A 25,480-nucleotide genomic window follows, 5' to 3' on the forward strand; every position below is an offset into this window, starting at 1 on the left:
GGAGCGCTATATGCGGCAACCGTCCTTCGTGTCTCTAACTCCGGAGTTGGCCAGGGCGACCGACAAGCCGAGGGGCGGGTCGGTCCCCGTCAATCGCTCGGCGGCGATGACCGCTGCTTTCCGTTCAGCCAGCCGATCGCGACTGCGGCGATAAGGAGCCAAGGCAGCAGCGCAAGGTTCAGCGCCTGCCACCCGAGCCAGTTCAGCAGGGCGCCGGCGCCAAGCGAGCAGGCGAGATCCGAGACGAAGATCGTCATGTCGTTGGTCGCCTGCGCCGGGCCGCGCTCCGCGGCCCGATAGGTCGAAGTCAGAAGCGTCGTGCCACCGACGTAAAGGAAGTTCCAGCCGATCCCGAGCAGGACGAGCGCCGACGCGAACGACCCGAAACCGAGACCTGTCGCGGTCATCGCCACATGGCCCGCCAGCAGGCAGACCCCCGCCAGCATGATCCTCAGGACCCCGAAGCGCGCCATGAGCGATCCGGTGAAGAACGAGGGCAGAAACATGCCCAGCACGTGGAGCTGAATGACGGTCGACGCCGCAACGAGATCGTGGTGGTGGCCGACCATCGCGATCGGCGTGGCGGTCATGGCGAGGATCATGATCCCGTACCCGGTAGCCGCCCCGAACAGCGCAACGAGATAGGCGGGCTGGGAGACGACCTCGCGCCACGGCCGAGCGGCGGCCTCGCCAACCGCGGCCGCGGTGGGCCGCGGCACGCGCAGCGCCAGAAGGACGATCGCCGCAGCGGCGTCCAGCGCAGCCAACATCGCGAACGAGCCCGCGTATGGAACGGCAAGCGCGTCGACGCCCCAGCGGCCGAGCAGCGGACCCGCGAGCGCGGCGACCACGCCGCCGGCAAGGACGAGCGAGATCGCCTTGGGCCGGAACGCGTCGTCCGAGACCTCGCCGGCGGCGAAGCGATAAAACTGCGCGAAGGCTTGGTAGACTCCGACCAGGAAGGCGCCGAGGCATAGAACCCACAGCGTTCCTGCCCAGAGCCCCAGCACGGCGACCACGCCTCCAAGGCTTCCGGCCGAGGCCCCGAGCACGAACCCGGGTCGACGGCCGACGCGCGCCATCCACATCGACGCCGGGAAGGTTGCGACGGCGGTGCCAAGGAACATCGACGCGACCGGGGCGGTGGCGATCGCGGGATCGGCGGCGAGGCTCGCGCCAGCGAGGCCGCCGACCGTCATCACCAGCACCGACGCGGTCTGGAACAGGCCTTGGCAGGCCGCGAGCAGCAGCACCTGGCCATGGGAATGCGATCGAGCCAGGCGGCGCCTCTCGTTTGAGGCGCGACCTATGCCGCGACTGCTTCAATCATTCAAGCGATTGATTGAAGCATCGGTCTGACGTAGAAATCGGATCATGAAGAAGATCGTTCTTGAACGCGTCGGCGACGTCGTGAGGGCGCTGGGCAGCGGCCCACGTCTCGAGCTGCTGGAGCATGTCTCGCAGGGCGAGCGCTCCGTGGAGAGGCTGGCGGACGCGGCGGGCCTTTCGGTCGCGAACGCCTCCCAGCATCTGCTCAAGCTGAGGGCGGCGGGGTTTGTCCGTTCGCGCCGGGACGGCAAGGCCGTCATGTACTCGCTCGCCGATCCTTCGGTGACCGAGCTTGTGGCCGGGCTGTTCCGCCATGCCGAGCGCACGCAGGCGGAGATCCGGGCGATCGTCGCTGACTCGTTCGGCCGCCTCGACAGGCTCGAGGCGGTGTCCAGGTCCGAACTCATCGGGCGTCTCGAGGAGGGAGCCGTCACCCTTCTCGACGTCCGTCCCGAAGACGAGTTCGCGCTCGGCCATCTGCCCGGCGCGCTCAACGTGCGGCTCGACCAGCTCGAGGCGCGGCTCGCCGAGCTTCCCGCCGACCGCGAGATCGTCGCCTACTGCCGGGGCCCGTACTGCGTCCTCTCGTTCGAGGCCGTCGCCGTCCTGCGGAGCAAGGGCTTCACCGTTCGCCGGCTCGAGGACGGCTATCCCGAATGGCTGGCCGCGGGGCTTCCGACCGAGAGTGCGGAGCGCGCGCTGTGACGCTCGCGATCGAGGGCTTCTTCAAAGGCACCGGGATGCCGGACGCCGATTGGTGGGAAGCTCTCTGGCCCGACCCGGCCGCCGTGATCGAGGCCGTCGGCGTGAGGCCCGGCATGGCCGTCGTCGACCTCTGCTGCGGCGACGGCTGGTTCACCCTGCCGATCGCAGCGTGCGCCCGGTACGTCACCGGGATCGACATCGATCCCGCCCTGCTCGACGTCGCGCGGGAACGGCTGGACGGAGCCGGCGCGGCCAACTGCACGCTTTTCGAGGCGGACGCTTACGATCTCCACCGCTGCGTCACCGACCCCGTCGACCACGTCCTTCTAGCGAACGCGTTCCACGGCGTTCCCGACCAGCCGCGCCTGCTCGCGGCGGTGCGGGAGTCGCTGGCCCCCGGCGGGCTCTTCGCCGTGGTGAACTGGCATGAGCTCGACCGGGCCGAGACGGCGGTGCTCGGCCAGCCGCGGGGACCGGCGACCGAGATGCGGATGCCGTGCGGCGTGACGGTCGAGGTCGTCGAGGCCGCGGGCCTCCTCCACGAGGGAACGATCGAGGTCTCGCCTTTCCACTACGGCGCCTTGTTCAGGCGTGATCGATAGGGAGCAGTCTGGCCCGGCGCCTCCCACGAGCGCTGCAAGCGGAGCAACGCCATGGAGCAGTATTCCCTCGTCGCGCTGGTGACCCTCGCCGCCGCGCTCATGGTCTTCGGCATGGCGCTGTTCGTGGCGCGGACACACGCCAGTACGGGGATCCTCGCGCCTACGATGACGGGCGACCCGGTGCTCGAGCGTGCGATCCGAGCCCACGCCAACACCGTCGAGTGGACACCGATCTTCTTCCCCTCGCTCTGGGTCTTCGCCGTCTACTGCAGCACGGCGTGGGCGTCGGCCCTCGGGACGGTTTGGATCGCCGGGAGGATCGTCTACTTCATGGGCTACGTGTCGGCGCCCGGGCGGCGGTTCCCGGGCTTCTTCGTCCAAAGCGCGGCGGTCTTCGCGATGCTGTTCGGAGCCGCAGGGAAGATTGTCTACGCGAGCCTAGCCGGGTGAGTCGATCGCGAGACGAGCCGCAGCAATCAGGCGCCAAGAAGCGTCAGGGTGACTGTAGCGATGACGATCCCGGCGACCGCCGTCCATGGCGGCGCTCGCCAAGCGACCAACGCGACGAACCCTGCGGCGACGACAAGGAAATCTCGCGGAGACAGCACCGCGCTCGTCCACACGGGATCGTAAAGCGCAGAGGCGAGCACTCCAACGACTGCAGCATTGGCGCCTCTGAGCGCCGCACGCGCGTGCGGCCTCGTCCGGATCGCCCCCCAAAAGGGCAGCGCCGCTAGCAGCACCAGAACTCCCGGTATGAAGATGGCGATGAGCGCGATCGCAGCTCCAACGAGACCATTCGGTTCAGGTCCCATCGCGGCGCCCAGGTAAGCCGCGAAGGTGAACAGTGGGCCGGGCATAGCTTGCGCTGCGCCGTAGCCCGTCAGGAAGGCGTCGGCTCCCACCCAGCCGAGCGGGACAGTTTCAGCCTGCAAGAGCGGCAGCACCACATGTCCGCCCCCGAACACCAGGGCGCCGGAGCGGTAGAACGAGTCCGCCATCGCCACGAACTGCGCATCGGTGACGGCACGCAGAAGCGGCAGACCGAACAGGAGCACGAAGAACGAGGCCGCGCACATCACTCCGAAGCCTCGGCTGACGCCAAACGACGGTGACGGCGCAAGGGGGGCGCTCGTGGCCGAACGGCCTTGGAACAGCAGCCCTGCCACGGCTCCTAGCGCGATCGCGGCGATCTGGCCCCACTGGCCGCCGAAGACGACTGCCCCGACGGCGACCACCGCGACCGTCGCCGTCGCCCTGTCCGGAAGGAGCGAGCGAGCCATACCGAGAACCGCTTGGGCGACGATCGCGACCGCGACGAGCTTCAGGCCGTGGGCGACCGCGGATCCGAGAGGCCCGGAAAAAGCGTTGGCGCCATAGGCGATGGCGACCATGAGGACCGCGGAAGGCAGCGTAAATGCGGTCCAGGCCGCGATCGCGCCGAGCGGACCACCCCGCATTAGGCCAAGCGCGAAGCCGACCTTGCTCGAGGCGGGACCCGGCAGGAACTGGCAGAGAGCGACGAGGTCCGCATACCCCGCTTCGTCGAGCCACCTGCGCCTGACGACCAATTCGTCGCGGAAGTAGCCGAGATGGGCGATCGGGCCACCGAACGAGGTCAGTCCCAGCTTAAGGAAAGCTCCCGCGACTTCGGCGACGGAGCCGCGCTCTTCGCTTGTTCCGACGAGACCTTTGCGAGTTCCGTCCATGCCGTCTCCGACTACTGTCGCCCCTTTATGCGGCCATTAGCCGGGGTCCTCGGCTCGGCCAATGCGGTCTTCTCGCGCAGGCGCTCGCTCACCCTTTCGTGACAGAATTCGCACTTGAGCCTGAAGCGGCTACAGGGTGCAGCCTCCCGCAAGAGACTGGGAGATCCGCATGCCCCACATCGACCGCCGGACGCTTGTGGCGGCACTCGCGACCACGCCTCTCGCCGCGGGCCTCGGAGGCCGCGCCAATGCGCAGGCAAGCGGCGAAGTCGCGCTCGCGAATCCCGGCCCGCTCCCGGAGAAAGGTTTCGGACCTGAGGACGCAAGGGTGAAGGTCATCGAGTACGCCTCGATCACCTGCCACCACTGCCAGAACTTCCACGCCAACACCTGGCCGCAGGTGAAGGCGAAATACGTCGACACGGGCAAGATCCGCTTCGTCATGCGGGAGTTCCCGCTGAACCCGCTCGCGGCCGGCGGCTTCATGCTCGCCCGCTGCGTGCCGGACGACCGCTGGTATCCGGCGATCGACGTCCTCTACCGCACCGCGGAGACGTGGAGCCACGCGCAGGATCCGGTTGCGGAACTCCAAAAGGTCATGCGGCAGCTCGGCATGGGCAAGGAGGCGTTCGAAGCCTGCCTGTCGAACCAGAAGCTCCTCGACGACATCAACGCCGTTGGCCGGAGCGGCTCGATGGCGGGCGTGACGGGCACGCCGACCTTCTTCTTCAACGGCGGCCAGAAGCGCCAGGGAGCGCTGACGCTCGCGGAGTTCAGCGCGATCGTCGACCCGATGCTCAGCTGACCGGACGGCTCAGTCCGCGATCAGCCGCCGGAGCTTCTGGAGCTGAATCTCCTCGGCCTCATGCGGGTCGAGCGAGCCCACGAAGGTGCCGTCGGCGTTCATCATGTAGACGATGGCGTTGTGGTCCATCGTGTAGTCGCCGTCCTTGGTCGGCACCTTCCGCGCGGCGGCCTTGAACGACCGCACGACCTCGTCGGTCCGGGCCTGGTCGCCCCTCAGCGCGACGATCCGCGGATCGAAGCTCGTCATGTAGGCCGCGAGCGCTTCCTGGGTGTCGCGCTCGGGATCGACCGTCACGAACAGCGTCCGCACCTTCCCGGCGTCGGGGCCGAGCTGCTCGAGCCTGCGCGACAGCTCCGCGAGCGTGGTGGGGCAGACGTCGGGACAATGCGTGAAGCCGAAGAACAACAGGTAGGGCTTGCCCCGCATGTCGGCCTCGGCGACGGCCTCGCCGCGGTGGCTGGTGAGCCGGAACGGACCGCCGATCTGGGAGGCGACGGAGACCGTCCGCGTCTTCTCCGGCGCCGGCAGCCGCCAGAGCCCGACGCCGAGCCCTCCCAGTCCGACGAGAGCCACGGCGACCAGCGCCCAGAGTGCGAGACGCACGGCGCGCAGGGCCGTCATCGGGCCGGCCTCGCCGGGTCGAAGCGGAGCAGGCGGAGCGCGTTGGCGGTGACAAGGACCGTCGCTCCCGTGTCGGCGAGGATCGCCATCCAGAGCGGGGTCGCTCCCACCAGCGTCGCCACTAGGAACGCGCCCTTCAGGCCGAGCGCGAGCGCGACGTTGGTCCAGATGTTGGACAGCGTCGCGCGGGACAGGACGACAAGCTCCGCCACGCCGCCGACACGGTCCTTCAGGAGCGCGGCGTCGGCGGTCTCGAGCGCGACGTCCGTCCCGCCGCCCATCGCGACCCCGACGGAGGCCGCCGCAAGCGCCGGGGCGTCGTTCACGCCGTCGCCGACCATCGCGATCGGCCCGGCGCCGCGAAGTTCGGCGATGGCCTCGAGCTTCGCCGCGGGCAGGAGCTCGGCTCTCTCCTCGACGCCGAGTTCTCCCGCGATCGCCGCGGCCGCCCGGGCGTTGTCGCCCGTCAGCATGATCGTGCGCAGTCCGAGCGAGCGAAGCCGCGCCAGTCCTGCGGCCGCGTCCTCACGCGGACGGTCCTTGAGCGCGACGAGGCCGAGAAGACGCTTGCCTTCGGAGACGACCACCACGGTGTCGCCCCGGGCCTCCAGTTGCGCGACGCGCGCCGCGGCCTCGGGCGTGAGAAACCCTTCCTCCGAGGCATGGCGGGGTGAACCGACCGAGACGAAGCCGGAGGACAGGCGCGCCGTCATCGCCTTGCCGGGCGTCGCGATGCTCCCGCCGAACGTCCTGGGCAGGTCCAAAGCGCGTGCCTCGGCCTCCTCGACGATTGCCGCCGCGAGCGGGTGACTGGAGCCGCGCTCGACCGCGGCCGCCTTCGCCAGAACCGTCTCGACGGAGGTCTCGACGCCCACGACCTCGACGACCTTCGGTCGTCCCACCGTCAGAGTTCCTGTCTTGTCGAACGCCACCGTCTTCACCCGGCCGAGCGTCTCGAGCGCGGCGCCGCCCTTGATCAGCAGGCCGCGGCGTGCGCCGGAGGCAAGACCGGACGCGACCGCCGCCGGGGTCGAGATCACCAGCGCGCATGGGCAAGCGATCAGCAGCACCGCGAGGCCGCGATAAATCCACGTCTGCCAGTCGCCTCCCGCCAACAGGGGCGGACCAACCACGACGGCGAGCGCCAGCAGCATCGCGGCGGGCGTGTACAAGCGGCTGAAGCGCTCGATGAAGCGCGCGGTCGGCGCCTTCGTCGCCTGCGCCTCCTCGACCATGTGCACGATGCGCGCGATGGTGTTGTCGGCTGCGGCCTTGGTGATCGAGACGCGCAGCTCGCCGTTCGCGTTGACGCTGCCCGCGTAGACGCTGGAGCCCGTTTCCTTGAGGACGGGTCGGGACTCGCCGGTGATCGGCGCCTCGTTCACCTCGGAGGCCCCATCGACCACGGAACCGTCGGATGGGATGCGGTCGCCGGGCCGGACGAGAACGAGGTCGCCAACCTCGAGGTCGGCCGCGGCGACCGTCTCGACCGTCGCCCCGCGGATGCGTCGCGCCGTGCGCGGGATGAGGTCGACCAGGGTCTTCACGCCCGCCCTCGCGCGGCTCGCGGCGACGCCCTCGAGCAGCTCACCGACAGCGAACAGGAACACGACCACGGCGGCCTCGGGCGCCTCGCCGATCGCGATCGCGCCGACGGCCGCGACCGACATCAGCGTCTCGATGCTGAAGGGGGTGCCGTTCAGCGCGCCGGCGACGGCGCGTCGAAGGATGGGAACGAGGCCGAGCGCCGCGGCGGCGACGTAGGGCCACTCGGCCCAGCCGGGCTCGGCGAAGGACAGGCCCCACGCCGCAGCGAGCAGCGCGCCGGTGGCGAGCACAAGGCGGCCCTTGGTGGACGCGTGCCAGGCGCCGTCGTGCCCGCCGTGGTCGTGAGCAGAGACGGAACCGGGGGCAGCCGGATCGAGAGCCTTGAAGCCGAGGCTGTCGACCTTGGCCCGGATCGCCTCCCGGCTGGTGCGGTCCTCGTCGACCGTGATCGACATCGAGGCCGCGGCGACGCTCACCTCGACGTCGGCGACGCCCGGCAGGCGGCGCATCGCGGTCTCGATCTTCGCGGCGCAGGAGCCGCAGTCCATGCCCTCGATGCGGAGCTTCAGCGCGCTCGCGGCAGCCATCTCGTCACCTCGACAATTCCGACGTGACGCACGATATGGACCCTGTAGCAACTACAGGGTCAAGCGGGAGCCATCGCCCATGCCGGACATCCTCGCGATCGGCGAGCTGGGACGCGCGACCGACACCAAGGTCGAGACCATCCGTTACTACGAGCGGATCGGCCTGCTCGCGGCGCCGAGACGCACGTCGGGCAACTACCGCGCCTATGACGGCTCCCACCTGAACCGCCTGAGCTTCATCCGCCGCTCGCGCGACCTCGGCTTCTCGCTCGACCAGGTCAGGGCGCTGCTCGGGCTCGCCGACCAGAAGGACCGCCCGTGCGAGGCGGTCGACGAGATCGCCAAGACCCACCTCGCCGAGGTCGAGCGAAAGATCGCCGACCTCACCGCGCTCAAGGGCGAGCTGGAGAACATGATCCACCAGTGCGGCTGCGGCACGGTGCGGGACTGTCGGATCATCGAGACGCTGTCGCCAGAGGCGGCTTCCGCAAAGGGAGGGAACGCCGATGCACGTCATTGACCGAAGGACGTTTGGCGCCCTGGCGCTCCGCGCGTCGTTGGTCGCCTGCGGGTCGGTACGGGCGGCGGGTCCGACGATGACGGTCCACAAGGATCCGAACTGCGGCTGCTGCGAAGCCTGGGTCGACCATGTCCGGGCGGCCGGCTATGAGGCGAAGGTGTTGGTCGTCCCCGCCATGAACGCGATCAAGGCGAAGCTCCGCGTGCCTGTCGGCATGAGGTCGTGCCACACCGCCGAGATCGACGGCTACGTCCTCGAGGGGCACGTCCCGGCCGCTGCCATCGCCCGCCTGCTGGCCGAGCGCCCGAAGGTCCGTGGCCTTGCGGTGCCCGGCATGCCGATCGGCTCGCCCGGGATGGAGGTCGAGGGCCGCGATCCCGAGACCTACGGCGTGATGGCGTTCGGCGAGGATGGCGTCCGGATTTCATGACATTCACAGGCGCGACTCCAGTCTAGCGACAGAACGAATGCGATAGCGGCACTTCCAGCGCCGCTCTCCGCGCGCGATCGAAAGACTGGTTTTGGCGCCGAGCGGTCGCAAGGCGCCGTTCCGCTCGAATGCGGATCGCGCGGTGTCGCTCGATAGTGGCCTTTCTGAACGTCAGCGATGGTCATCAGCGGCACCGCATTGGATGTGGATCCACTCCTGATCAACAAAGCGACGAGTGTTCATAATTGCGGGAATAAGCACGCCATCAGCATAATCGCAGCCGGTTGCCGCTACGGGCCGCTGCCCACTCTTGCCGGCCTCCTCAGGTGAATGGCCACCTCCACTCAGCAACTGTGCCGCCATAGGAGCGTAGCCTGGCTCCCAAGCCCTGCAGGCGGGAAAAATTTCCCGCAGCCCAGCGAGGATGGCCATCCCTGAATAGTCGAGGTCGCCCCAGAAAGCGGCTGGCGCGTCGGTCTGCCTATAGACGAACTCGTGGAACGCAGCGCAGTAAGAAAAATCCGACAACTCATCGAAGTTGAAAAAGAACCGAGCGCCGTCTGGCCGACGAGTACGGCGGGCGGCACCAAGGAAGCCGCTGCAGTAGATCAGAGCGGCTCCTTGATACAGGGATGACCGTCGGTCTCGGGCTGCAATTCGCGCTTCGTGGATCGCGCGCTCGAAAGAAGTCCTGTTTTCGATAAACAGTAGCCAAGAGCAGCCGCCGGCGAAATAGACGTCGAGGTGAACTGCCTGCTCGGGGTAGGGGCATTCATTTTCGCCGAGAAGGGCGGCGACAATGTCCGAACGGCCATCGAGAACCTTCGACAGTCCCCAGAACGCAGAACTGGAGACTTCGCGGAGCATGAGATTGAGCTCCGGGTGATGCGCGCGACGGATCGACATGAGGGCCTCGAAGACCTCGGAGGCCCCGCGGTCGCGCACGACAATGGGCGTCGCTGCCAGCACGAGCTTGATGTCGTCGGGCAGATCGCTCGCCTCGACGATGGCGCGCCACTCTGCATAGCGTCCCAGCCCAGGCCTGGGACGGCCATAGAAGGCCCTCAGGCGATCTTCTGCGCCGGGATCGGTCGAGACCACGAAGCCCGGCTCGCGCTCCTCACGCGTGCCGTAGCGGGCCGCCTTGCGGAGGTGGATCTCGCCGAAGCCGCTCGCCTGCAGCAGCTCGAGGACATGCCATGCGAGCTCCCGGTCGTCGTTGGAGCCTGCCGCGAAGATCTCCGGTGCCGTGCCGGCGTCGAGCGCGATGCGCAGCACACGGCTCCGGGCCTCAGCCCCGGCCTTGTCCAAACGGTCGAGAGCCTTCGCGAGGATGCGTTTCGCCAGAGGATCGGCGAGGGCGCTTTCGATGTTCATTCGGCGGCAATCGCGCCGCCCGAGCGATCGACCGGGTTCGCGCGATCGAAGGCCGCGACGGCCCGCTTTTCGGTCTCGCGGCGATGTCGGTCGTAAATCGCCTCGACCTTGGCGCGGTCGAGATCGGCCTCGCTGATCCAGCTCTGGGAGCCGGCTTCAGGCGACTTGGCGAACCCAATGCGCTTGTCGAAGATGTCGAGCACCGCCGCCGTCGACTTCGAAGGCGCCGAGATCACGAGCTGCAGGCCGATCGTCTCCGACAGGAAGTCGATGACGCGTCGGGTTCGGGTCTCGTCCATCTTCCCGAACACCTCGTCGAGGAACATCGTACGGAAGTGGGCGCAGTTCTGCTTCGAGAACAGCTTGAAGCCCGCCGCGAAGACCGCAGCCCGGATGATGTAGAAGGCCGTCTCGGACTCACCGCCCGAGCCCGTGCCCCAGGTCGACATGTCGATCCATTCGCCTGACTTCGACCGCTTGGCGAAGTCGTACTTCTTGTAGTTCCGGTAGTCCGCGATCCGCTCGAGTTCGGCGATCGAACGCTCGACGTCGTTCGACAAAAGCAGCGCCTTGAGCTTCTCAAGCGTCTCAAGGTCCGTGGGGTCGAACTCGACGTCGTTGAAGAGGTCGAGCCTGCCGGCGTCGTCGGAGCGCTCCTGCGCGGTGTTGGCCTCCGCCTTGGCCTGGACTGCGCGGAACAACGAGATGTACTCCTCGAACTCGGGCGAGGGCGACGCCGTGACCCGCATCTGGTCGCCGGAGAAGCTGATGTGCTCGAGGTTCTTGTTGACCACCTCGATGGTCGGCATGGGTCCGGTGACTTTGCCGAGGATCCGCTGGCAGAAGTTAGTCGTGAAAGCCGAGGTGAAGTTGATCTCCGCCATCTTGAGCTCGGCGCGGAGCTCGACCAGGCCGGTGTTCCGCTGGCGACGCAACTGATCGTAGACCTGCTGCTCGATGGCCTCGATCCACTGCGCCATGGGCGCGGGATGCGGCGTCGGGTACTCGCACTTGTGCTGGAGCACCTTCTGGTGGTCGAGCGCCTCGGCGTTGTAGACGCGCAGCGTCTCCTGCACGAGCTGGTACTTGCGAACGACCTCGAGGCGGCGCTCTGCGCGACGATCCTCGAAGGACTTCACCTCGCGGCCGCTCTCCATCTCCTCCCGGAACATCCGATCGTAATGCGGCCGCTTCAGGCTGCCGGCCAGGACCAGCGCGGCGTCCATGTCCTCGAGAGCCTTCGCGACGCCCGGCGCGAGCTTGGCGATTTCGGCTTCCTGCTCGCCGATGATGGCGGTCTGAGCGTAAAAGACCTGCTCGTGGTTGGCGATCTGCTTGGCGATCGCGATGCGCAACTTCTCGATCTCGTCGGCCCGCTCGTTCTCCTCCGCGAGCTGGTCCTCCAGCCCCTGAATGCTCGAAAGGTCGAGCTCGTCGAGCTGGATGCGGGCGCGCCGGATGACGGCAGACGCCTCTGACAGCGCTGAAGAATCGAGGCCGGCGAGGTCCGCCGGCCGGGCGCGGGCGAGGCCGGTCTCGGCGTCCTTCACCGCCTTCTCGACCAGACGGTCTCGTCCGATCTCGCCTTGCAACTCCTCAATCCTGGCCGCGATGCTGGCCGCGTGCCGTCGCCGGACCTCGACGCCGAACACCAGGTCCTCGTCACCGACGGCGCGATTGCGATACTGGAAGGCGTGGACCGAGGTCCCATCGACAAGCAGCGCGCTTCGCTGGGTGCGCAGGTCTCCTTCGGTGGCGACGCACATCGAGCGGCCGTAGCGCGCCTTAAGATAGCCGATCGCGACGGGATCGGAGGTCTTGATCTTGTCGACCAGCGAGCCGGAACGCGCGTTGGCGGCCTCCTTCAACGCCTCACCGATCTGGACGACGCTCGGACGCTTGCGGACCGGGGACTGATAGCGCCGCAGCAGCGCGATGACTCGCGTCTCGTAGTCCTTGTCGTAGAGGATGGCGTAGCGATCGGCGCCGATGAAGCCTTCGATCGACCGAGCCCATGCCAGGTCGGCTATCTCCACGACGTCGCACAGGATGCGGGGGCGGGACTCGGGCAGGACCTCCTGGAGGTAGTCTCTGAAGGCCGAGACCTCGGGCGGATAGTGCGCGCGTCCGGCTGCGAAGCTCTGGCGACGGCGCTCGAGGTCATCGCGCTGCTCGGTCTTGACCCTCAGCTCGGCGCGCAGCCGGTCGGCCGCCATTCCAATGTCGTTCAGGACGGACTGGTCGCCTTCGATCGCCGAGCTCCAGCCGGCGCCGACGGCGGCGTTCACACGCCAGACGCCCTCGGCGAGCTCCTCGACGGCGGTGGCTCCGAGGCCGTCCTTGACCGCCATGAAGTGCGCCTGGAGAGCGGGGAGGTCGACCGCCTCGATGCGGGCCCGGATCGCGTCGAGACGGGCGCTGACCGCATCCATGCCGTTGATCGAGCGCAGGGCGTTCACCGAGGACGTCACGAGCGCGCGCAGGGCGCCCATGGTGAGGCCGGCGTTGGACAGCTTACGGCTGAAGCCGTCGACGACGTCTCCGCCCTTCTCGATCTCCCGCTCAAGATCGCGACGGATGCGATCGACGTCGCTCGCTGCGATCTGGGCGCCGAGCGTCCGGATGAGCTCACGCGTCTCCTTGAGGCGCGTCTCCTCACGCTCGTCGCGGGTCGTGGCCTCATCGAGCTTGGTTGATGCCTCGTCTCGCATCGATACGGCGGCATCGCGCTTGGCGGTAGCGTCGCCCAGCCGGCGGGACGCGGCGAGCGCGACGAAGGTCCACTCCTCCATGAAGGACGGCCCCGCTTCCTCGAGCAGATAGCGCTGCGCCTCTTCGAGGAGGGAGACGTTGTTCTGCAGCCGGTCGGCCTGGATGCGCAGGTTGGAGACGTCGCGGATGGTCCCGGTCAGCTCCGTGATCATGCGCTTGTTGTCCTCGGCCTCGAGGATCTCGTCGCGGATCAGGCCATGCAGGTCGTCGGGCTGGCGATAGGCCACCGAGTTGACGAAGGCGCGCATGCAGCCGACCGCTTCGTCATTGGTGACGGCCTTGTCCGAGCCCCTCAGCCGCGCATAGAGCATGCTCGTAAAGGCCGACTTGGTGCCGAAGTCGAGCACGGCGTCGCGGCCGAACCGCTTGCGGAGCGCCAATGCCAGATCCCGAACGCGGATCACCTCCTCCTCGCCGTCGACGATCTCGATCAGGTCGGCGCTGCCGATCCTGTGACCGATGACGATGATGCGCTGCTCGTCGACCATCTTGAGGTGGACGTGCTCGCCGAGCTTGTCGGAGCGTGCCTCGCCGCCGACGATCGCCGTAAAGGGCGCGCCATAGTCGCCGTCTGAGGCGTCCGGCTCCCACGCGATCGCCGCGTAGCCGTGGGCGCCCTCGGCCCGGTGCGCAGGTCCGCTGTCGTCGGCGCCAAGCACATAGGAAGCGAAGGTGCGCTTGGACTTCTTCGCGGACTTTGCGCCTTCGGTCTGGGCCGCGTTGTAGCGCGCGTATCGCGGATCGTTGCCGGTCGCGACCGCGATGATGGCGTCGATGAAGGAGGTCTTGCCGGCACCCGACTCGCCGGCGAGCAGAGTGAGCCCGCCGAAGTTGACGTCCTGATGGGGGAGATGGCCCCAATTGACCACCGAAGCCTGGATCATCTTCATTGCGCGGTGTCCCCCACCTCGTCATCGCCGTCGACGTCGGCCTCTTCGGCGCCGTCCATCCCGTCCGCGTCGTCAGGCACAGGACCTGCGTCGGCTTCCGCAGCCGCTTCCTCGATCGCGCGGAGCGCGCGGGCGAGCACGCTGTCGTAGACTAGCGTCTCGATCTCGGGGCGGATGCTGATCACGACCTCATCGTTCCTGAGGTCGCGTACGCTCTCGATGTCGAGGTCGGCGACCCCAAGCTTCCTGAGCTTGGCGAAGATCGCCTTGCGATGGAAATCGGCGGCCGGGAGCTCGCTCTTGAAGTTGACCTTCATGGTGGTCACGAATTCGGTGACGCGCACCGACACCCGGCCGTCCGCCTCGATCTGCCGCTGGCCGATCTGCTCGTTGTAAAGGATGCGTAGCGTCAGCAGGGCGACGACGAAGTCCTTGACCACCGAGCCCTTCAGCTCGCGGCGGATCTCCATATCCTCGCCGGGGTCCGGCAGGCCGTCGCCGCGCTCTCCGAATGGAAGCAGCCGGTAATGCTTCGTCCGGCTGTCGTGAAGGAGTTCGGCCCCGTAGACGACGCCGAGCGTCTCCCGGATCTCGTCTTCGGCGCGATGGGCGACATCGTAGAGCTTGGTGTGCCGGCCGCCGTCGCGGCGTGACAGGAACCCCTTGCTGATCAGCAGGGCGTTGATCGCCTGGAAGTCAGCCAGCGGGACGTTCTTGGCGGCGAGCTTTTCGCGAATGTCCAGCATCAGGCTCTCTCGACGATCTTGTGGTCGGGGGCTTCGAACACGCCGTTCGACCGCCGCGCGCGACTTTCCTTGATGATCAGTCCGCTGGTCGGGCCGACGCTGCGGACGATTTCGGGGGCCGAGAGCGCGGACAGCACGTCATGCGCGGTCACGACAGGAAGCGAGATCAGCGACGTCTCGCCGGTCGCGGCTGCGGCGACCTTCACGCGGCGGATAACCTCCGCGGTCGGGACCGCGAAGGCTTCGGTCAGCGCGTCGCGGACGGCCACCGCAAGCCGCTCCTCGCGTGTCACCTTGCGCCGCTTGATCTTCGTAGGCACGACGCTGCGCTCGGCTCGCTCAGCGATGCGGATCTGGTCGGGATCGACGAGGTCGGCGCGGAGCGGGATTAGCGCCCGGAGCATCTCGCGCGCCAGAAACTCGCGCGTCTCCTCATCGGAATCGCCATAGACGACGGCGAAGCGGATAAGTGGGTCGTCACCGTCGTTGTCGCTCATCTTCATTAGGCTGTTGATGAGGATCGCGTATTTGGTGTTGAACTCGCCGACCTGCCGGTGGAGCTCGCTGTGCTTGATGTCGCGCGTCGCGAGCACGACGCGACGGATACGGTCGAGCATCCAAGCGTGGATCGGCTCGCCATCCGCCGACTCCTCAAGAGCGGGATGGTCCTCGGCGATCCGCTTGTCGAGCTTGCCCAGCAGCTGCGGCGCCATCGCCTCGACCTGCTCGACGAGATCAATCAGGTCGCTGGCGTGGTTGAAGATGTTGTCGCCGTTGAAGTAGCGCTTGGCGCGACGGTCGAAGTCGCGCACGCCCTCCATGTAGCCTTCGAGGGCCGCGCGGGAATCGGGGAAGTCGTTTGCCATGATCCGCCGCTGATGCTCGGCGAACAGGTCAGAGACCTGGCAGACGTCATCGAAGATGGTCGAGGCATATTCATAGGCGTCGACTAGGAATTCGTGATTACCCTCCTCTACGAACGCCCGTAGCGCCGCCTTGCAGGCGCGGACGCTACGTTGGCGCGCCGCGGCGGTCTTGCGACGGGTGTCGGAGAACATCTTGGCGATGCGCTTGCCTTCTGGGGTGAAGCGCCACAGCACCTTGAGCTGCCCGGAATCGGTGAAGTCCTCGATCATGCCGAAGTCCTTGAGGCGCTTGCGCACCTTGTCGGCGTAGTCCTTGTCGTCCCACGGGCTGTCGAGGTCCGGATCGTCGTCCTCGTGGACGAAGACCAGGTCGCGATTGCGGACCAGCTCCCCGACGATGATGTCGGTCAGCGCGGCCTTGTCGAGCACCAGATCGTAGTCGGCGGCGACGCCGAGCGTACGTTCGTAAAGCTCGACGACGATTTCGAAGAAGATTGCTCTATGCCGCCCAGTAAATGGGCGGAATATGTCGACCTTCGCACGGGCCAGAAAGTGTTCGGACATTAAATACCTATTTACCGCAAGGAGCTAACCGACTGCAGATCACATCGCGCACTCGCGCTGAAAAACGGTCGATCGCTGGTGGATTAGGAATAGTTGCGGACGAGATAGAGGAGCCTTGAGTCTATAGACAGCGCGATTTTCCAGCCTGATTCATATGCATGCTTCATTGTGCTCGGTGATTAAGGTATCCCAGCTCCATCCTGCAATCATCGGCCGTTTTATGTATATTACACAACCAGTTTTTAGGTTATCCGCTGTCGAATAGGAGTGCATACGCCACTGCAGCCGTTGGGTGGGCGATATCACGAAGGCGACCGACGGTCCGATCATTGGCAGCCACGAGTCCCCTGTCCTTCAGCGGCTTAGCCGCGCGCGTCGCGTCTTCGGCTCGACGTCGGCAATGACGAGGTTCTGGTTCTGCGTTATCCGAAAGGAACCCCGTGGTTCTGCGCGATGCCGCGAAGGTCGTTCATCAGGGGGCGCTCGGGCCAACGCTTCGTGTGGAGAGCGCTTCCGTCGACGGGCGACTGGCGCATCAGCCCGTCGAGCGCCGCCAGCCTGCTCATCTCCTGCCGAAGCCGGGCGATCTTGTCGCGCAGGCGGCCCGTCTTCGTCGCGATCGCCTCGCTCGGCTCGCGCCGGTCGGCGCTGTCGAGCTGCGCGAGGTAGCGCGCGATGCTCTCGTCGATCTGGGCGAGGCGGCGTGCCATCTTGGCGTGGGTGAAGTTGCGGTCGCGGTTGTTGACCGCCTTGAACTTGCTGCCGTCGACCACGACCGCGCCGCCGGCGAGCAACCCCATCTCGCGGCAGAGCGCCACGAACCGAACGCAGACCTCGCGCAGGGTGCGGCCGTTGTCCTTGCGGAAGTCGGCGATCGTCTTGTGGTCGGGGACCAGCCGCCCGAGCAGCCGCATGAGTTCGACGTTCCGCCCGGCCTCCCGCTCGAGACGGCGGCTCGACTGCGCGCGGTTCAGGTAGCCGTAGATGTAGAGCTTGAGCAGGACGGCAGGGTGATAGGCCGGGCGCCCGGGCGCGGCCGGCGTCACGCCGGCGAAGTCGATCGCTCCAAGGTCCAGAGCTTCGACAAAGGCGTCGACGACATGGACCGGGTTGTCCTCTTGGACCCAGTCATCGAGGCATTCGGGCAGGAGACAGAGCTGCGAGCCGCCGGCGCCTTCGACGAAACGACCCATCCAGTTCTCCCGCTTCGCAGCGAGATGATCCTGTCCGACTCGTCCGTTTTCACACAGCCAGGGTCAAGTGCAGCTCTCATGCCGCGGCCCAAACCTGATTGAGGATCTTGGCGGCGATCGCCGCCTTGTCCTGAGGCAGAAAGCGACCGTAGTGCTTGGCGATCATCTCGGGCGTGTCCTGGATCGCGTAGCTCGCCTGCTCGTAAGAGCCTGTCTGTTTCAGGATGTGCGTCGCAAGCACGTCTTGAACGTTGTGCGGGCCATGCGGGAGCAAGCCTTCGATCGCTCCACGACCGGTGTAGGGATTGTAGATTCCGTAACGCTGGATCGTGAGGCGCCAGGCTTCGTAGAATGTCGTCTGATTGTAGGCGGCTTGCGCGCTCGTCCGCTTCACGGTCTTCACAAAGAACGTGCCAGGATCGGACGCGGGACCCAGGAGACGTCGGCGATGGCGCGTGATCCAGGCCTCGATCATTCCATAGAGACCGCCGAGGTCGGGCAGGACGAGCCGGAAGGGCTTCGATCCGAAAAACGACGAATGCGCGTTCTTGAACGCGATCGACGGGATCAGCACCTCCCATCCTGATTCCCGCGCGTTCCATCGCAGTTCGCCGCGCCGTAACTCTTCAAGGCGTCGTTCGGTGGTCGGAATACGGTCGCGCGGACAGACAAGAAGCTCCCGGAGATTGCGTTGGCGCAGGCCGAGGTGCAGACCGAGCCGGAGCATTAGGAACGACCGCACGGCTTCGGCCGCCGCCTTCGGATGCGTCTTTTCGTTCGGCATCAGCCTCACGATCTCGTCCGTGATCTTGCGGTATTCCGCCAACGGCTTGGCGGCTTCGAGGATCGGCATGATGGGCTCGAAGGGATCTCGATGCACGCGGGCGACGCGGCTGATCTCCTTGATCCGACTGCGACCGTGCCGATGCATGGCGTCGCATGCAGCGTCCCAATCGTCCTTCGCAGACGCGATGTCGTCCGAGGACACCAGACCGGAAATAGGCGCGAGATGGTTCGCAAGGCTCGGCGTCTGTCGCAGCCAACCGGTCTCAGCCCTGACGAGCGACAGCGCGATGGAGAGCATGTCCGCCTCCCACGACGTGTAGAAGCCGCGCCGCTTCTCGCGCCACGAGAGGTACCAGTCCCAGACCGCCGGAAAGACGAGCAGGGCAAGGGTGAGCTTATCCAGATCGACGCCACAGCCTACGATCTCGCCATCCGGATCGGCGGCGAGAGCGCCGAACATCAACGCGAAGTGCTCGACCTTCTGCGCCGCCGTCTCGGCGTTCCACACCCCCGTCCGGCGTAAGCCTCGAGCCGTCAGGGTCGCGGTCTTGAACCGAAGAAGATCGGCCATTTCCGATCGGAGACGTTCCGGCGCGACCGTCAGGGCGCTGCTGCGCGCGGAGGGAAGCGTCACGCCGGCACCGACAAGCTTGGCGTTCAACCCGACGAAGCGAAGAGCGTATCGTGTCTTGCTGGCCCCCGCCTGGAATCGGCGGTAATCGGTGGACCCGCTGATGACCACCTCTCGGACCCAGGTCAAGATCTCCTCCTGTTCCGCAGCGGAGCGGCGTGGGAAATCGTCGGGGAGATGCCATGCCAGCCGTCGGCGCTCGGACGGCGCGATCGGGGCTACGCCCTTCGCCGTTCTCGTGCGTCCGCGACGCTCGACCTTCGCTTCGAAATATCCGGCAGGCAGCCGATAGCGGCGCTCGATCGCTTGCAGGGCGGTGAAGCTGACGGCGTTAGAGGGCATGGAGGACCCCCTGCGCCAAGTCGCCAAGGCGTTCAGCGATGGAGTGGGACCAGCGGCGAGGAGGAAGGCATGAAGCGACCGCAGACTGTCGCCATGCCGCGCCATGTGCAGCCGTAGGGCTTCGCCCAAGCTCTGAGGATCGCTCCAGGTGCTCCACAGGGGGCTCGGCTGGCCTTTGTTTTTCGGCGCGCGCTTCGCCTTCGCGGCTGCGGAAGGTCGGCGTGTTTTCGTGACGAGCGCGCCAGCCGCCGCATCGGCACGCTGAGTTCGCATCGGCGGGTCGCCGGCCGCTCGGCAGATGGCGTCGCATAGCGGTTGGAAGTCAGGACGGAGTTCGGAAAGGCGCGCTGACGCAATCCCGGTGTTCTCCGCCAGCGCCACGACGTCGATCCAACGTCCCCTGTACGCGGGAAACGTCCGGACTTCGAGGTGAAGCAGGAGATAGTCGTACAGCGCTCGCCGGTCGTCGGGATACAGCTTCTGATCAAGGCGGCGCCGGAAATAGGCTTCGAGCATGCGGGGAGTGAGGGTTCTGGGCACGGAAGGCGCACGCTCACACTGACGTTTTCACGGGGAGCGGGGTTTGCTCGGGCGCGCGAAAATCGTCAACGCCGCCAGACCGTTGAACACAGGTTTTCGCCGCGCCAACCGGGGTCCTGTCCGCCTTGCGGTACGACTGGTGCGTCGGCGACCAGCGTGGCGGAGACACATGGAAGTAACGGAGCCCAATATGGACGGCCGACCAGCGACACGGCCGCAGCCTTACGCGCTCGTTCGTGGCTCCTCGAGCTCATCAAGCAACCTTGAGCTCGGCACGCCCAGCGCGACCGCGATTCCTTCGAGCACCGTTACAGTCGGATTGCGAACGCCTCGCTCGACGCCGCTGACATAGGTCCGGTGAAGCTTCGCCTCGAAGGCAAGCTGCTCCTGCGACAGGCCTTTTTCCTGTCGGAAGCGCTTCAAGTTGAGGCCGACCCGGCGACGCACGTCCATGAGCTGACGGTCGCGGTCGCGTCGCCTATCGATCTACAGACGATGAGTCTCATTTCGCTGGACTGCCGTGCGGAACGGAGCGATGTCGGAGGTGCGCCAAGGTGCGGCGTGGACGGAGATCATCGTGACCGCTGGAGTATTCGTGCTGACAGACGCCGCCACACTGATCCCGATGAAGCAGGCGAGCTTTGTCACGGAGGACGAGTTCCAGAACCTGCTCGCGAGCTTTCCCGAGCTTCTGGTCGGCGATCAGATCAACAGCCAATCCCCCCGCCGCTTCATCCTCGTCTCGCGCGAGCAATCGATCGCCGATCACGAGGGCGGCGGCGGACGCTGGTCGGTGGACCATCTGTTCATCGATCAGGACGGCATCCCGACCCTGGTGGAGGTCAAGCGATCGAGCGACACGCGCATCCGTCGCGAGGTCATCGGTCAGATGCTCGACTACGCGGCAAACGCCGTTGTGCATTGGCCGGTGCAGAACCTCCGCGATCGCTACGAAGCGCGCTGCCAGCGCGACGGCATTGAGCCAGCTCAGACGCTCCACGACACCCTTGGATGGGTCGGTGACGCCGACTTGTTTTGGAGCCGCGTCGACACAAACCTTCAAGCCGGCAAGGTGCGGCTGTTGTTTGTTGCGGACATCATCCCGCGCGAGCTCCGACGGGTGGTTGAGTTTCTCAACGTTCAGATGAGCCCCGCCGAGGTGCTAGCGATCGAGCTCCGGCAATATCAGGGGGAAGGCCTCCGGACATTGGTTCCCATGGTCATCGGTCAGACCCAGGCAGCAATCCGAACCAAGAGCTCGACCGCAAGTGCGCCCGAACGCGAATGGGACGAACAGTCGTTCCTCGACGCTCTCGCGATGACTACAGACGAGCAGGGCATCGCTAATGCGAGAAGCATGATCGACTGGATGAAAGCGAATGGCGAGCGCCTCGCATTTAACACCAACTCGAGCTGGCGATCGGTCTCGCCTTTATTCGTTCGGCCGGACGGTGAGGTCCGCCCCTTCGCGATCTGGACGGACGGCGCCTTTGGGGTTCAGTTCGAGTACATGAAGAACCGGCCCGTGTTCGGAGAGCTGCACGAGCGCGAAGAGTTGCTCCGAAGGATCAACGAGACGCCGGGAATATCGCTCCCTATGGCGGCGGCGTCCGGACGAAAAACGACCCGACTTACTGCCCTCACACCCGACGCCGTCTCTGTTTTCCTACGCGCGATGGACTGGTTCGCCGAGCGGTGGCGGACAGGATGAACGGCTCGCGGCTTGATCCTCCGACCCGCTCGTGCGTCGACCGCGAGCCCAGCGATGTGTGCGAGCGCTGCGGACAGGTCTTAGGCCCCGCAGACGGTTATCTCCCGTCGAACTGCATCGACCTCGAAGCGCGCGAGGATCGCGCGCGGGAGATATATCAGAAGGCGGCGATGGAGCAGGCGGGCGGATCCGTAGCTCAGAGCATTCGCCGGCGACGACAATAGGCGGCGGCAGGCCGGGACCTCCTCGACATGGCTGGTAGCAACGTCAACTCTGGGGCCTTATCTTCAGCCGGGCGAGACGTGCAGCGCGTTCAAGGTAGGCGACGAGCTGGGTCATGGAGTCGACCTGATCATCGTCCGCGATATTCGGGAACGCCGCGACCTCATACAAGAACGCGTCCAGCCACGGCGCATTCGTTGGTATCCTGACTTGACCATCGGCGATTGCGAGGGCCGCCCGGCCGAAACGATCGATCTTGCTCTCGCTCGGTTTCGGTTCAGGAACGCCCTCCCGTGACAGCGTGTCCCTTGTCTTGTTCGACCCGTAGACATGGACATAGCCATCGCGGTGAAGGCGCTGAAAGGCTCCAAGGCCTACGCCGCGCTCATCGACAAGTATGAGGTCGGGACGGTCCTGTAGGTCTCGCGTCTTTATGGCCTGGAGCACCTCAGGAAGTTCGAGCTGTAGACGAGCGACGTCCAGTAGATACACGACGTTCAACGCTCCTTCGGTGCGAAGACCCCAGGACGTCAGAACGCTCTTGTTGCCGCTGGTGGTGGCGCCAAGATCCCAAGAATGAATCACGCATTCGAATTTCGGGGGGCGGGCCCGATCGTAGCGGCCGAAGCGCTCGATCGACAGCATTCCAGAACCGCCCGGGACCGGCCGCTGTTGATATTGCGAGGCGAACACGTGGGGCGGCAGGCTGTTTTTCAGTCGCTGCACGACCTCCGCTGAGAAGCGGCCAGGATTCAGAATGTCACCTTTACGCTGGCGATAGATCGGCTGTTCCTAAAGATCGTCGTAGATGTATTCAAGGTCCTCTTCCGCCACCAATGGCAGCTTGACGACCGTAAAATCCCCAGTGGCCTCGTAGGTGCTACAAATGTCGTCCGGCGCAAGGCGATGCATCACGAGCAGCAGTCTTCCAGTCCGCTGATCGTCAAAACGCGTCAAGACTGAATTGCTGATCCATTTCCGGACTGTCTCTTTGGCGGCCTCAGAGCCGGCGTCGTTCGGCTCCATCGGATCGTCGACGATAATCGTGCCCGCTCCAAACCCGGTGATGTCGCTACCTACGGCCGTGGCGTAGCGCTGACCGCCTTTGGTGGTGCGGATATGATCTTGCGCTTTCTTATCCAGCAGCGTTCTGGGGAAAATCTGCTGGTACAGCCGCGACGTCATGACCTTGCGGGTCAGCACCGAATGCTCGTGAGCGAGGTCGTCTCCGTACGAGATGCAGATGAATTTTTCGGTCGGGTCGCAGCCGAGACGCCATGCGGGGTAGAGGATGGACACCAGCAGCGACTTCATGTGCCGTGGCGGCAGGTTGAAGATCACGCGATCTTCATCCCCGCAGGCGACCTTCATCAGCACCGTGGCGATCAATCCGAGATACGGCGCATAATCGAGCCGTTTGCCCGGATGTAACACCGAAAATACAAGTTCGACGAAGCACCAAAAGTCTGTCCGAGCGAGGGCAAACAGCTCCCTCCCGGTGGGTCGAAGAACGCGCTTAAGCGTGCCGGCCCCCAAGTCCCCGATGGCGTTCATTTCGAAGGCTCGAATCGAAAGCGCGCCAACATGCGCTTGACCACATCCTCGTCCAGCCCGAGCTCGAGCTCGAGCTCCGTGTCGGGTGCGTCAGCCGAGGCCGCCTGCCCTCGCATCTGAAACACCAGTTTGGCGGCCGTCATGTCGCCTTCGATCGCCTTGTGGAGCACCTTCCGGACGAGCGCTTCGATCTTGCTGATGTGGACGACCTCGTCGCCCTGCTTGAGCTTGATCAGCCGACCCGCCTCCCGAGCAAAAATCTCATCGAGGGATGGAGCCCCCTTGGGACGGCCGTTGGGGTTGCCGCTCGTGCCCGGCTTAAACTGATGCTCCTTTGGAGGTTTTCCGAACCCAACCTTGTAGGTGCCCCCTTTTAATTTGTTGGTTGCCTTGGTCATGCCTCCGCTCCCGGGCCCGAGTTAATCTCTGTCGCGGCCGAAGACCCAGCCTCCGCTGAGCGTCGCAATCCAACCTCTTCGAACGTCTCTCCCGTCTCTTCGAGGACGGCGTTTTCTCCAGTCAGCGCCTGCCACCGCCTTATCGCGACATCGCAGTAGAGGCCGTCGATCTCGATGGCCCGACAGACGCGGTGGGTGGCTTCGGCCGCGAGAAGGGTTGAGCCGGATCCCGCAAAACAGTCGAGCACGACGTCCTGCGGATTGCTGATGTCCAGAAGAGCGTCCGCAAGAAGCGCACGTGGCTTGACGGTCGGATGGTGCGCGAGCCCTTCTCTAGCATCGGAATTGAGGCTCGATCCGCCGGGATAGGTCCACACGTTTGAGCGCCATCGACCCCAACGGCCGAGCTCCACATTGTTGACGTGCGCAGCGGCGCCCTTCTTGAAGACCGCGATCATCTCATGTTGCGAACGCCACAAGCTGCCCTGTCCCGCGTTGGTTTTCGCCCAAACCACCACGTTCAAAAGCGTAAGCCCGAGCTCCCGCCCTACGGTCAGGAGGAGCTCGATTGAGCGCCAGTCCATAAAGATCAGCACCAGCCCGCCGTCGACGACCCACGCAGAGGCGTGCTGAAGCCAGTCGCGAAGGAAAGCATGAAACTCTGCGCGGCTCATTTCGCCGGCCGCCATCGCGAACTCACGGTGGTGACGCGAAGAGGTGACGTGGCCGCGGTTCGGCACGTTGTATGGCGGGTCGGTGATCACGACCCGGACCTCCTCCCCCTCTCCGACCACGCGCCGATAGCTTTCGGCAGCCAGCGCGTCGTCCTGCAGAAGGCGGTTCGCTCCGAGCAGCCACAGATCGCCCGGTCGCGAGGTCGGAATTTCCGACCCTGGAAGCAGTTCACTGTCCTCTTCGTCGCCTGTCGGCTCTTCGGCTTCGAGCAAAAGGGCGTCAATCTCAGCAACGTCGAAGCCTGTGAGAACGACGTCCTCGCCCAGGTCCATCAACTCGGAAAACTCGAGCGCAAGCGCGTCTTCGTCCCACCCTCCGGTCTCACCCAACCGGTTGAGGGCGATCGCGAGCGAGCGTAGCTCGACGTCCGAGAGATGAGAGACGCAAATGACGGAAATGTCCGAGGATCCAGCGCGACGCAAAGCCTCCCAGACACCATGGCCGTGCACGATCCGCTGGTTGCAGTCGACAAGCACGGGTACCGACTGTCCGTACTTTCCGACGCTCGCATCGATCTTCGCTGCTTGAACCTTGCCGCTGCGCCGCACGCGCCGAGGAGCTGGCTTCAGGCTGTCGATTGGCACCCGTTGGACGGTGAGGTCCGGAGTTAGATCGTTGCGGCGTGAAATTGCGTGTCTGGACGTTTCCGTAAGCGCGGTCTCTGCCTCACGACGTTCGCGAGTTTTGCGCTTGAGCGACGGCGTCAGCCCTACCGCCCTCGCGACACGATCCTTGGATTTTGACTTTGCCATTTTTTGCCTCATCAACCGGTGGACGATCCGTCCGTCCCGGAGTGAGGCGATCCAAACGAGGGCTGTGGCGGATTATCCGACTTCGTCGCGCTCTATCCGAGCGGCGACAACCTTATCGAATAACCCTGCCGACCCTCCTTGGTGCTGCAGTGTCGTTTGGTGCGACTCACGCCGAAGCGTCAGCGACCGAGGGCGATTTTCGGAGCCTCAGAACCTGAAGGCAACCGGGAAAAATCCGCCTGGCTCATTCTGCGGACCATGCTGCCTTTTCCATTCTAAAGGTATGATCGCGCCTGAACCACGGGGGCTTGACAAGCCGTTCAATCCCCTCCGTCAAGCCAATCGAATCAGGCTTGGCGCCTAGCTTATCGCTCGGGTTCAGGATGACAAACCTCGCGAAGGCCGGCCGCTCGTGCTGAGAGCTACGAGTGCGGGCTTGCGCCACTCTGCATGTCCGATCCCTCTGGTCGGCGACTTTGATAAGCCGTCGTCGGCGAGCGGCTGGACGACCTGCTCGACGTACAACCTGCTCCCTGTTTTTG

At 65.6% G+C, this 25,480-nt stretch carries 21 protein-coding genes and 1 pseudogene; 7 read left to right on the forward strand and 15 right to left on the reverse strand.

Going from position 1 to position 25,480, the window contains the following annotated elements; all coding sequences use genetic code 11:
- Positions 1-89 precede the first annotated feature (89 nt).
- Positions 90-1,253 (reverse strand): MFS transporter, encoded by a 1,164-nt coding sequence (locus PKE85_RS16880; RefSeq protein ID WP_271205927.1) that lies wholly within the window; start codon positions 1,251-1,253, stop codon positions 90-92.
- 121 nt (positions 1,254-1,374) lie between these two features.
- Here PKE85_RS16880 and PKE85_RS16885 point away from each other — a divergent pair, with 121 nt between their 5' ends.
- The 3 genes from PKE85_RS16885 to PKE85_RS16895 are packed head-to-tail and all read left to right on the forward strand — an operon-like array spanning position 1,375 to position 3,086.
- The gene (locus PKE85_RS16885; protein WP_271205928.1) at positions 1,375-2,034 is read left to right on the forward strand and encodes an ArsR/SmtB family transcription factor; all 660 of its coding nucleotides are present in this window, start codon (positions 1,375-1,377) and stop codon (positions 2,032-2,034) included.
- Positions 2,031-2,636: a class I SAM-dependent methyltransferase gene (locus PKE85_RS16890; RefSeq protein ID WP_271205929.1), complete on the forward strand. Its 606-nt coding sequence runs from the start codon at positions 2,031-2,033 to the stop codon at positions 2,634-2,636. The genes PKE85_RS16885 and PKE85_RS16890 overlap by 4 nt, the downstream gene beginning before the upstream one ends.
- A 51-nt stretch (positions 2,637-2,687) precedes the next feature.
- Positions 2,688-3,086: an MAPEG family protein gene (locus tag PKE85_RS16895; RefSeq protein WP_271205930.1), complete on the forward strand. Its 399-nt coding sequence runs from the start codon at positions 2,688-2,690 to the stop codon at positions 3,084-3,086.
- Positions 3,087-3,112: 26 nt separating this feature from the next.
- Here the strand turns inward: PKE85_RS16895 and chrA are convergent, their stop codons facing one another.
- The gene (gene chrA, locus PKE85_RS16900) at positions 3,113-4,345 is read right to left on the reverse strand and encodes a chromate efflux transporter (RefSeq protein ID WP_271205931.1); all 1,233 of its coding nucleotides are present in this window, start codon (positions 4,343-4,345) and stop codon (positions 3,113-3,115) included.
- A gap of 169 nt (positions 4,346-4,514) precedes the next feature.
- Here chrA and PKE85_RS16905 point away from each other — a divergent pair, with 169 nt between their 5' ends.
- The gene (locus PKE85_RS16905) at positions 4,515-5,150 is read left to right on the forward strand and encodes a thioredoxin domain-containing protein (protein ID WP_271205932.1); all 636 of its coding nucleotides are present in this window, start codon (positions 4,515-4,517) and stop codon (positions 5,148-5,150) included.
- A gap of 9 nt (positions 5,151-5,159) precedes the next feature.
- Here PKE85_RS16905 and PKE85_RS16910 read toward each other — a convergent pair whose 3' ends face one another.
- Positions 5,160-5,774: an SCO family protein gene (locus PKE85_RS16910; protein WP_271205933.1), complete on the reverse strand. Its 615-nt coding sequence runs from the start codon at positions 5,772-5,774 to the stop codon at positions 5,160-5,162.
- Positions 5,771-7,909 carry a heavy metal translocating P-type ATPase gene (locus tag PKE85_RS16915; RefSeq protein ID WP_271205934.1) on the reverse strand — a complete coding sequence of 713 codons (2,139 nt, stop codon included), beginning with the start codon at positions 7,907-7,909 and terminating at the stop codon, positions 5,771-5,773. The genes PKE85_RS16910 and PKE85_RS16915 overlap by 4 nt, the downstream gene beginning before the upstream one ends.
- 79 nt (positions 7,910-7,988) lie before the next feature.
- Here PKE85_RS16915 and PKE85_RS16920 point away from each other — a divergent pair, with 79 nt between their 5' ends.
- Entirely contained in the window at positions 7,989-8,429 is a 441-nt protein-coding gene (locus PKE85_RS16920) for a MerR family transcriptional regulator (protein WP_271205935.1), read from the forward strand.
- Positions 8,416-8,859 carry a DUF411 domain-containing protein gene (locus PKE85_RS16925; protein ID WP_271205936.1) on the forward strand — a complete coding sequence of 148 codons (444 nt, stop codon included), beginning with the start codon at positions 8,416-8,418 and terminating at the stop codon, positions 8,857-8,859. Before PKE85_RS16920 ends, PKE85_RS16925 begins: the two co-directional genes overlap by 14 nt.
- Positions 8,860-9,030: 171 nt before the next feature.
- Here PKE85_RS16925 and PKE85_RS16930 read toward each other — a convergent pair whose 3' ends face one another.
- From PKE85_RS16930 to PKE85_RS16960, 7 genes and pseudogenes are all read right to left on the reverse strand, one after another.
- Positions 9,031-10,236, reverse strand: a complete 1,206-nt coding sequence (locus PKE85_RS16930) for a Wadjet anti-phage system protein JetD domain-containing protein (RefSeq protein WP_271205937.1) — start codon at positions 10,234-10,236, stop codon at positions 9,031-9,033.
- The gene (locus tag PKE85_RS16935; protein WP_271205938.1) at positions 10,233-13,898 is read right to left on the reverse strand and encodes an SbcC/MukB-like Walker B domain-containing protein; all 3,666 of its coding nucleotides are present in this window, start codon (positions 13,896-13,898) and stop codon (positions 10,233-10,235) included. Before PKE85_RS16935 ends, PKE85_RS16930 begins: the two co-directional genes overlap by 4 nt.
- Positions 13,895-14,644, reverse strand: a complete 750-nt coding sequence (locus tag PKE85_RS16940) for a DUF4194 domain-containing protein (RefSeq protein ID WP_271205939.1) — start codon at positions 14,642-14,644, stop codon at positions 13,895-13,897. The genes PKE85_RS16935 and PKE85_RS16940 overlap by 4 nt, the downstream gene beginning before the upstream one ends.
- On the reverse strand, positions 14,644-16,074 hold the full coding sequence (locus PKE85_RS16945) for a Wadjet anti-phage system protein JetA family protein (RefSeq protein WP_271205940.1): 1,431 nt from the start codon (positions 16,072-16,074) through the stop codon (positions 14,644-14,646). The genes PKE85_RS16940 and PKE85_RS16945 overlap by 1 nt, the downstream gene beginning before the upstream one ends.
- A 521-nt stretch (positions 16,075-16,595) precedes the next feature.
- Positions 16,596-17,267: pseudogene (locus PKE85_RS16950) on the reverse strand (transposase); the annotation flags it as partial.
- A gap of 76 nt (positions 17,268-17,343) precedes the next feature.
- On the reverse strand, positions 17,344-19,542 hold the full coding sequence (locus PKE85_RS16955) for a hypothetical protein (RefSeq protein ID WP_428981370.1): 2,199 nt from the start codon (positions 19,540-19,542) through the stop codon (positions 17,344-17,346).
- Between the two features lie 246 nt (positions 19,543-19,788).
- Positions 19,789-20,019 (reverse strand): helix-turn-helix domain-containing protein, encoded by a 231-nt coding sequence (locus tag PKE85_RS16960; RefSeq protein ID WP_271205941.1) that lies wholly within the window; start codon positions 20,017-20,019, stop codon positions 19,789-19,791.
- An 82-nt stretch (positions 20,020-20,101) separates the two neighbouring features.
- Between PKE85_RS16960 and PKE85_RS16965 the strand changes: the two genes are divergently transcribed.
- A complete protein-coding gene (locus tag PKE85_RS16965; protein WP_271205942.1) occupies positions 20,102-21,277 on the forward strand; it encodes a PDDEXK family nuclease in 1,176 nt (391 codons plus the stop codon).
- Positions 21,278-21,544: 267 nt separating this feature from the next.
- On the opposite strand, the gene PKE85_RS16970 is transcribed toward PKE85_RS16965, so the two are convergent.
- The 4 genes from PKE85_RS16970 to PKE85_RS16985 all read right to left on the reverse strand — a co-directional run bounded on the left by PKE85_RS16970 (position 21,545) and on the right by PKE85_RS16985 (position 24,938).
- Entirely contained in the window at positions 21,545-22,225 is a 681-nt protein-coding gene (locus PKE85_RS16970; RefSeq protein ID WP_271205943.1) for a hypothetical protein, read from the reverse strand.
- 66 nt (positions 22,226-22,291) lie between these two features.
- A complete protein-coding gene (locus tag PKE85_RS16975) occupies positions 22,292-23,053 on the reverse strand; it encodes a hypothetical protein (RefSeq protein ID WP_271205944.1) in 762 nt (253 codons plus the stop codon).
- A complete protein-coding gene (locus PKE85_RS16980; RefSeq protein ID WP_271205945.1) occupies positions 23,050-23,451 on the reverse strand; it encodes a DUF5681 domain-containing protein in 402 nt (133 codons plus the stop codon). The genes PKE85_RS16975 and PKE85_RS16980 overlap by 4 nt, the downstream gene beginning before the upstream one ends.
- Positions 23,448-24,938: a DNA modification methylase gene (locus tag PKE85_RS16985; RefSeq protein ID WP_271205946.1), complete on the reverse strand. Its 1,491-nt coding sequence runs from the start codon at positions 24,936-24,938 to the stop codon at positions 23,448-23,450. The genes PKE85_RS16980 and PKE85_RS16985 overlap by 4 nt, the downstream gene beginning before the upstream one ends.
- Positions 24,939-25,480: the final 542 nt, after the last annotated feature.

The sequence above is a fragment of the Methylopila jiangsuensis genome, assembly GCF_027922305.1.
GTDB classification, from domain to species: Bacteria; Pseudomonadota; Alphaproteobacteria; order Rhizobiales; family Methylopilaceae; genus Methylopila; species Methylopila jiangsuensis.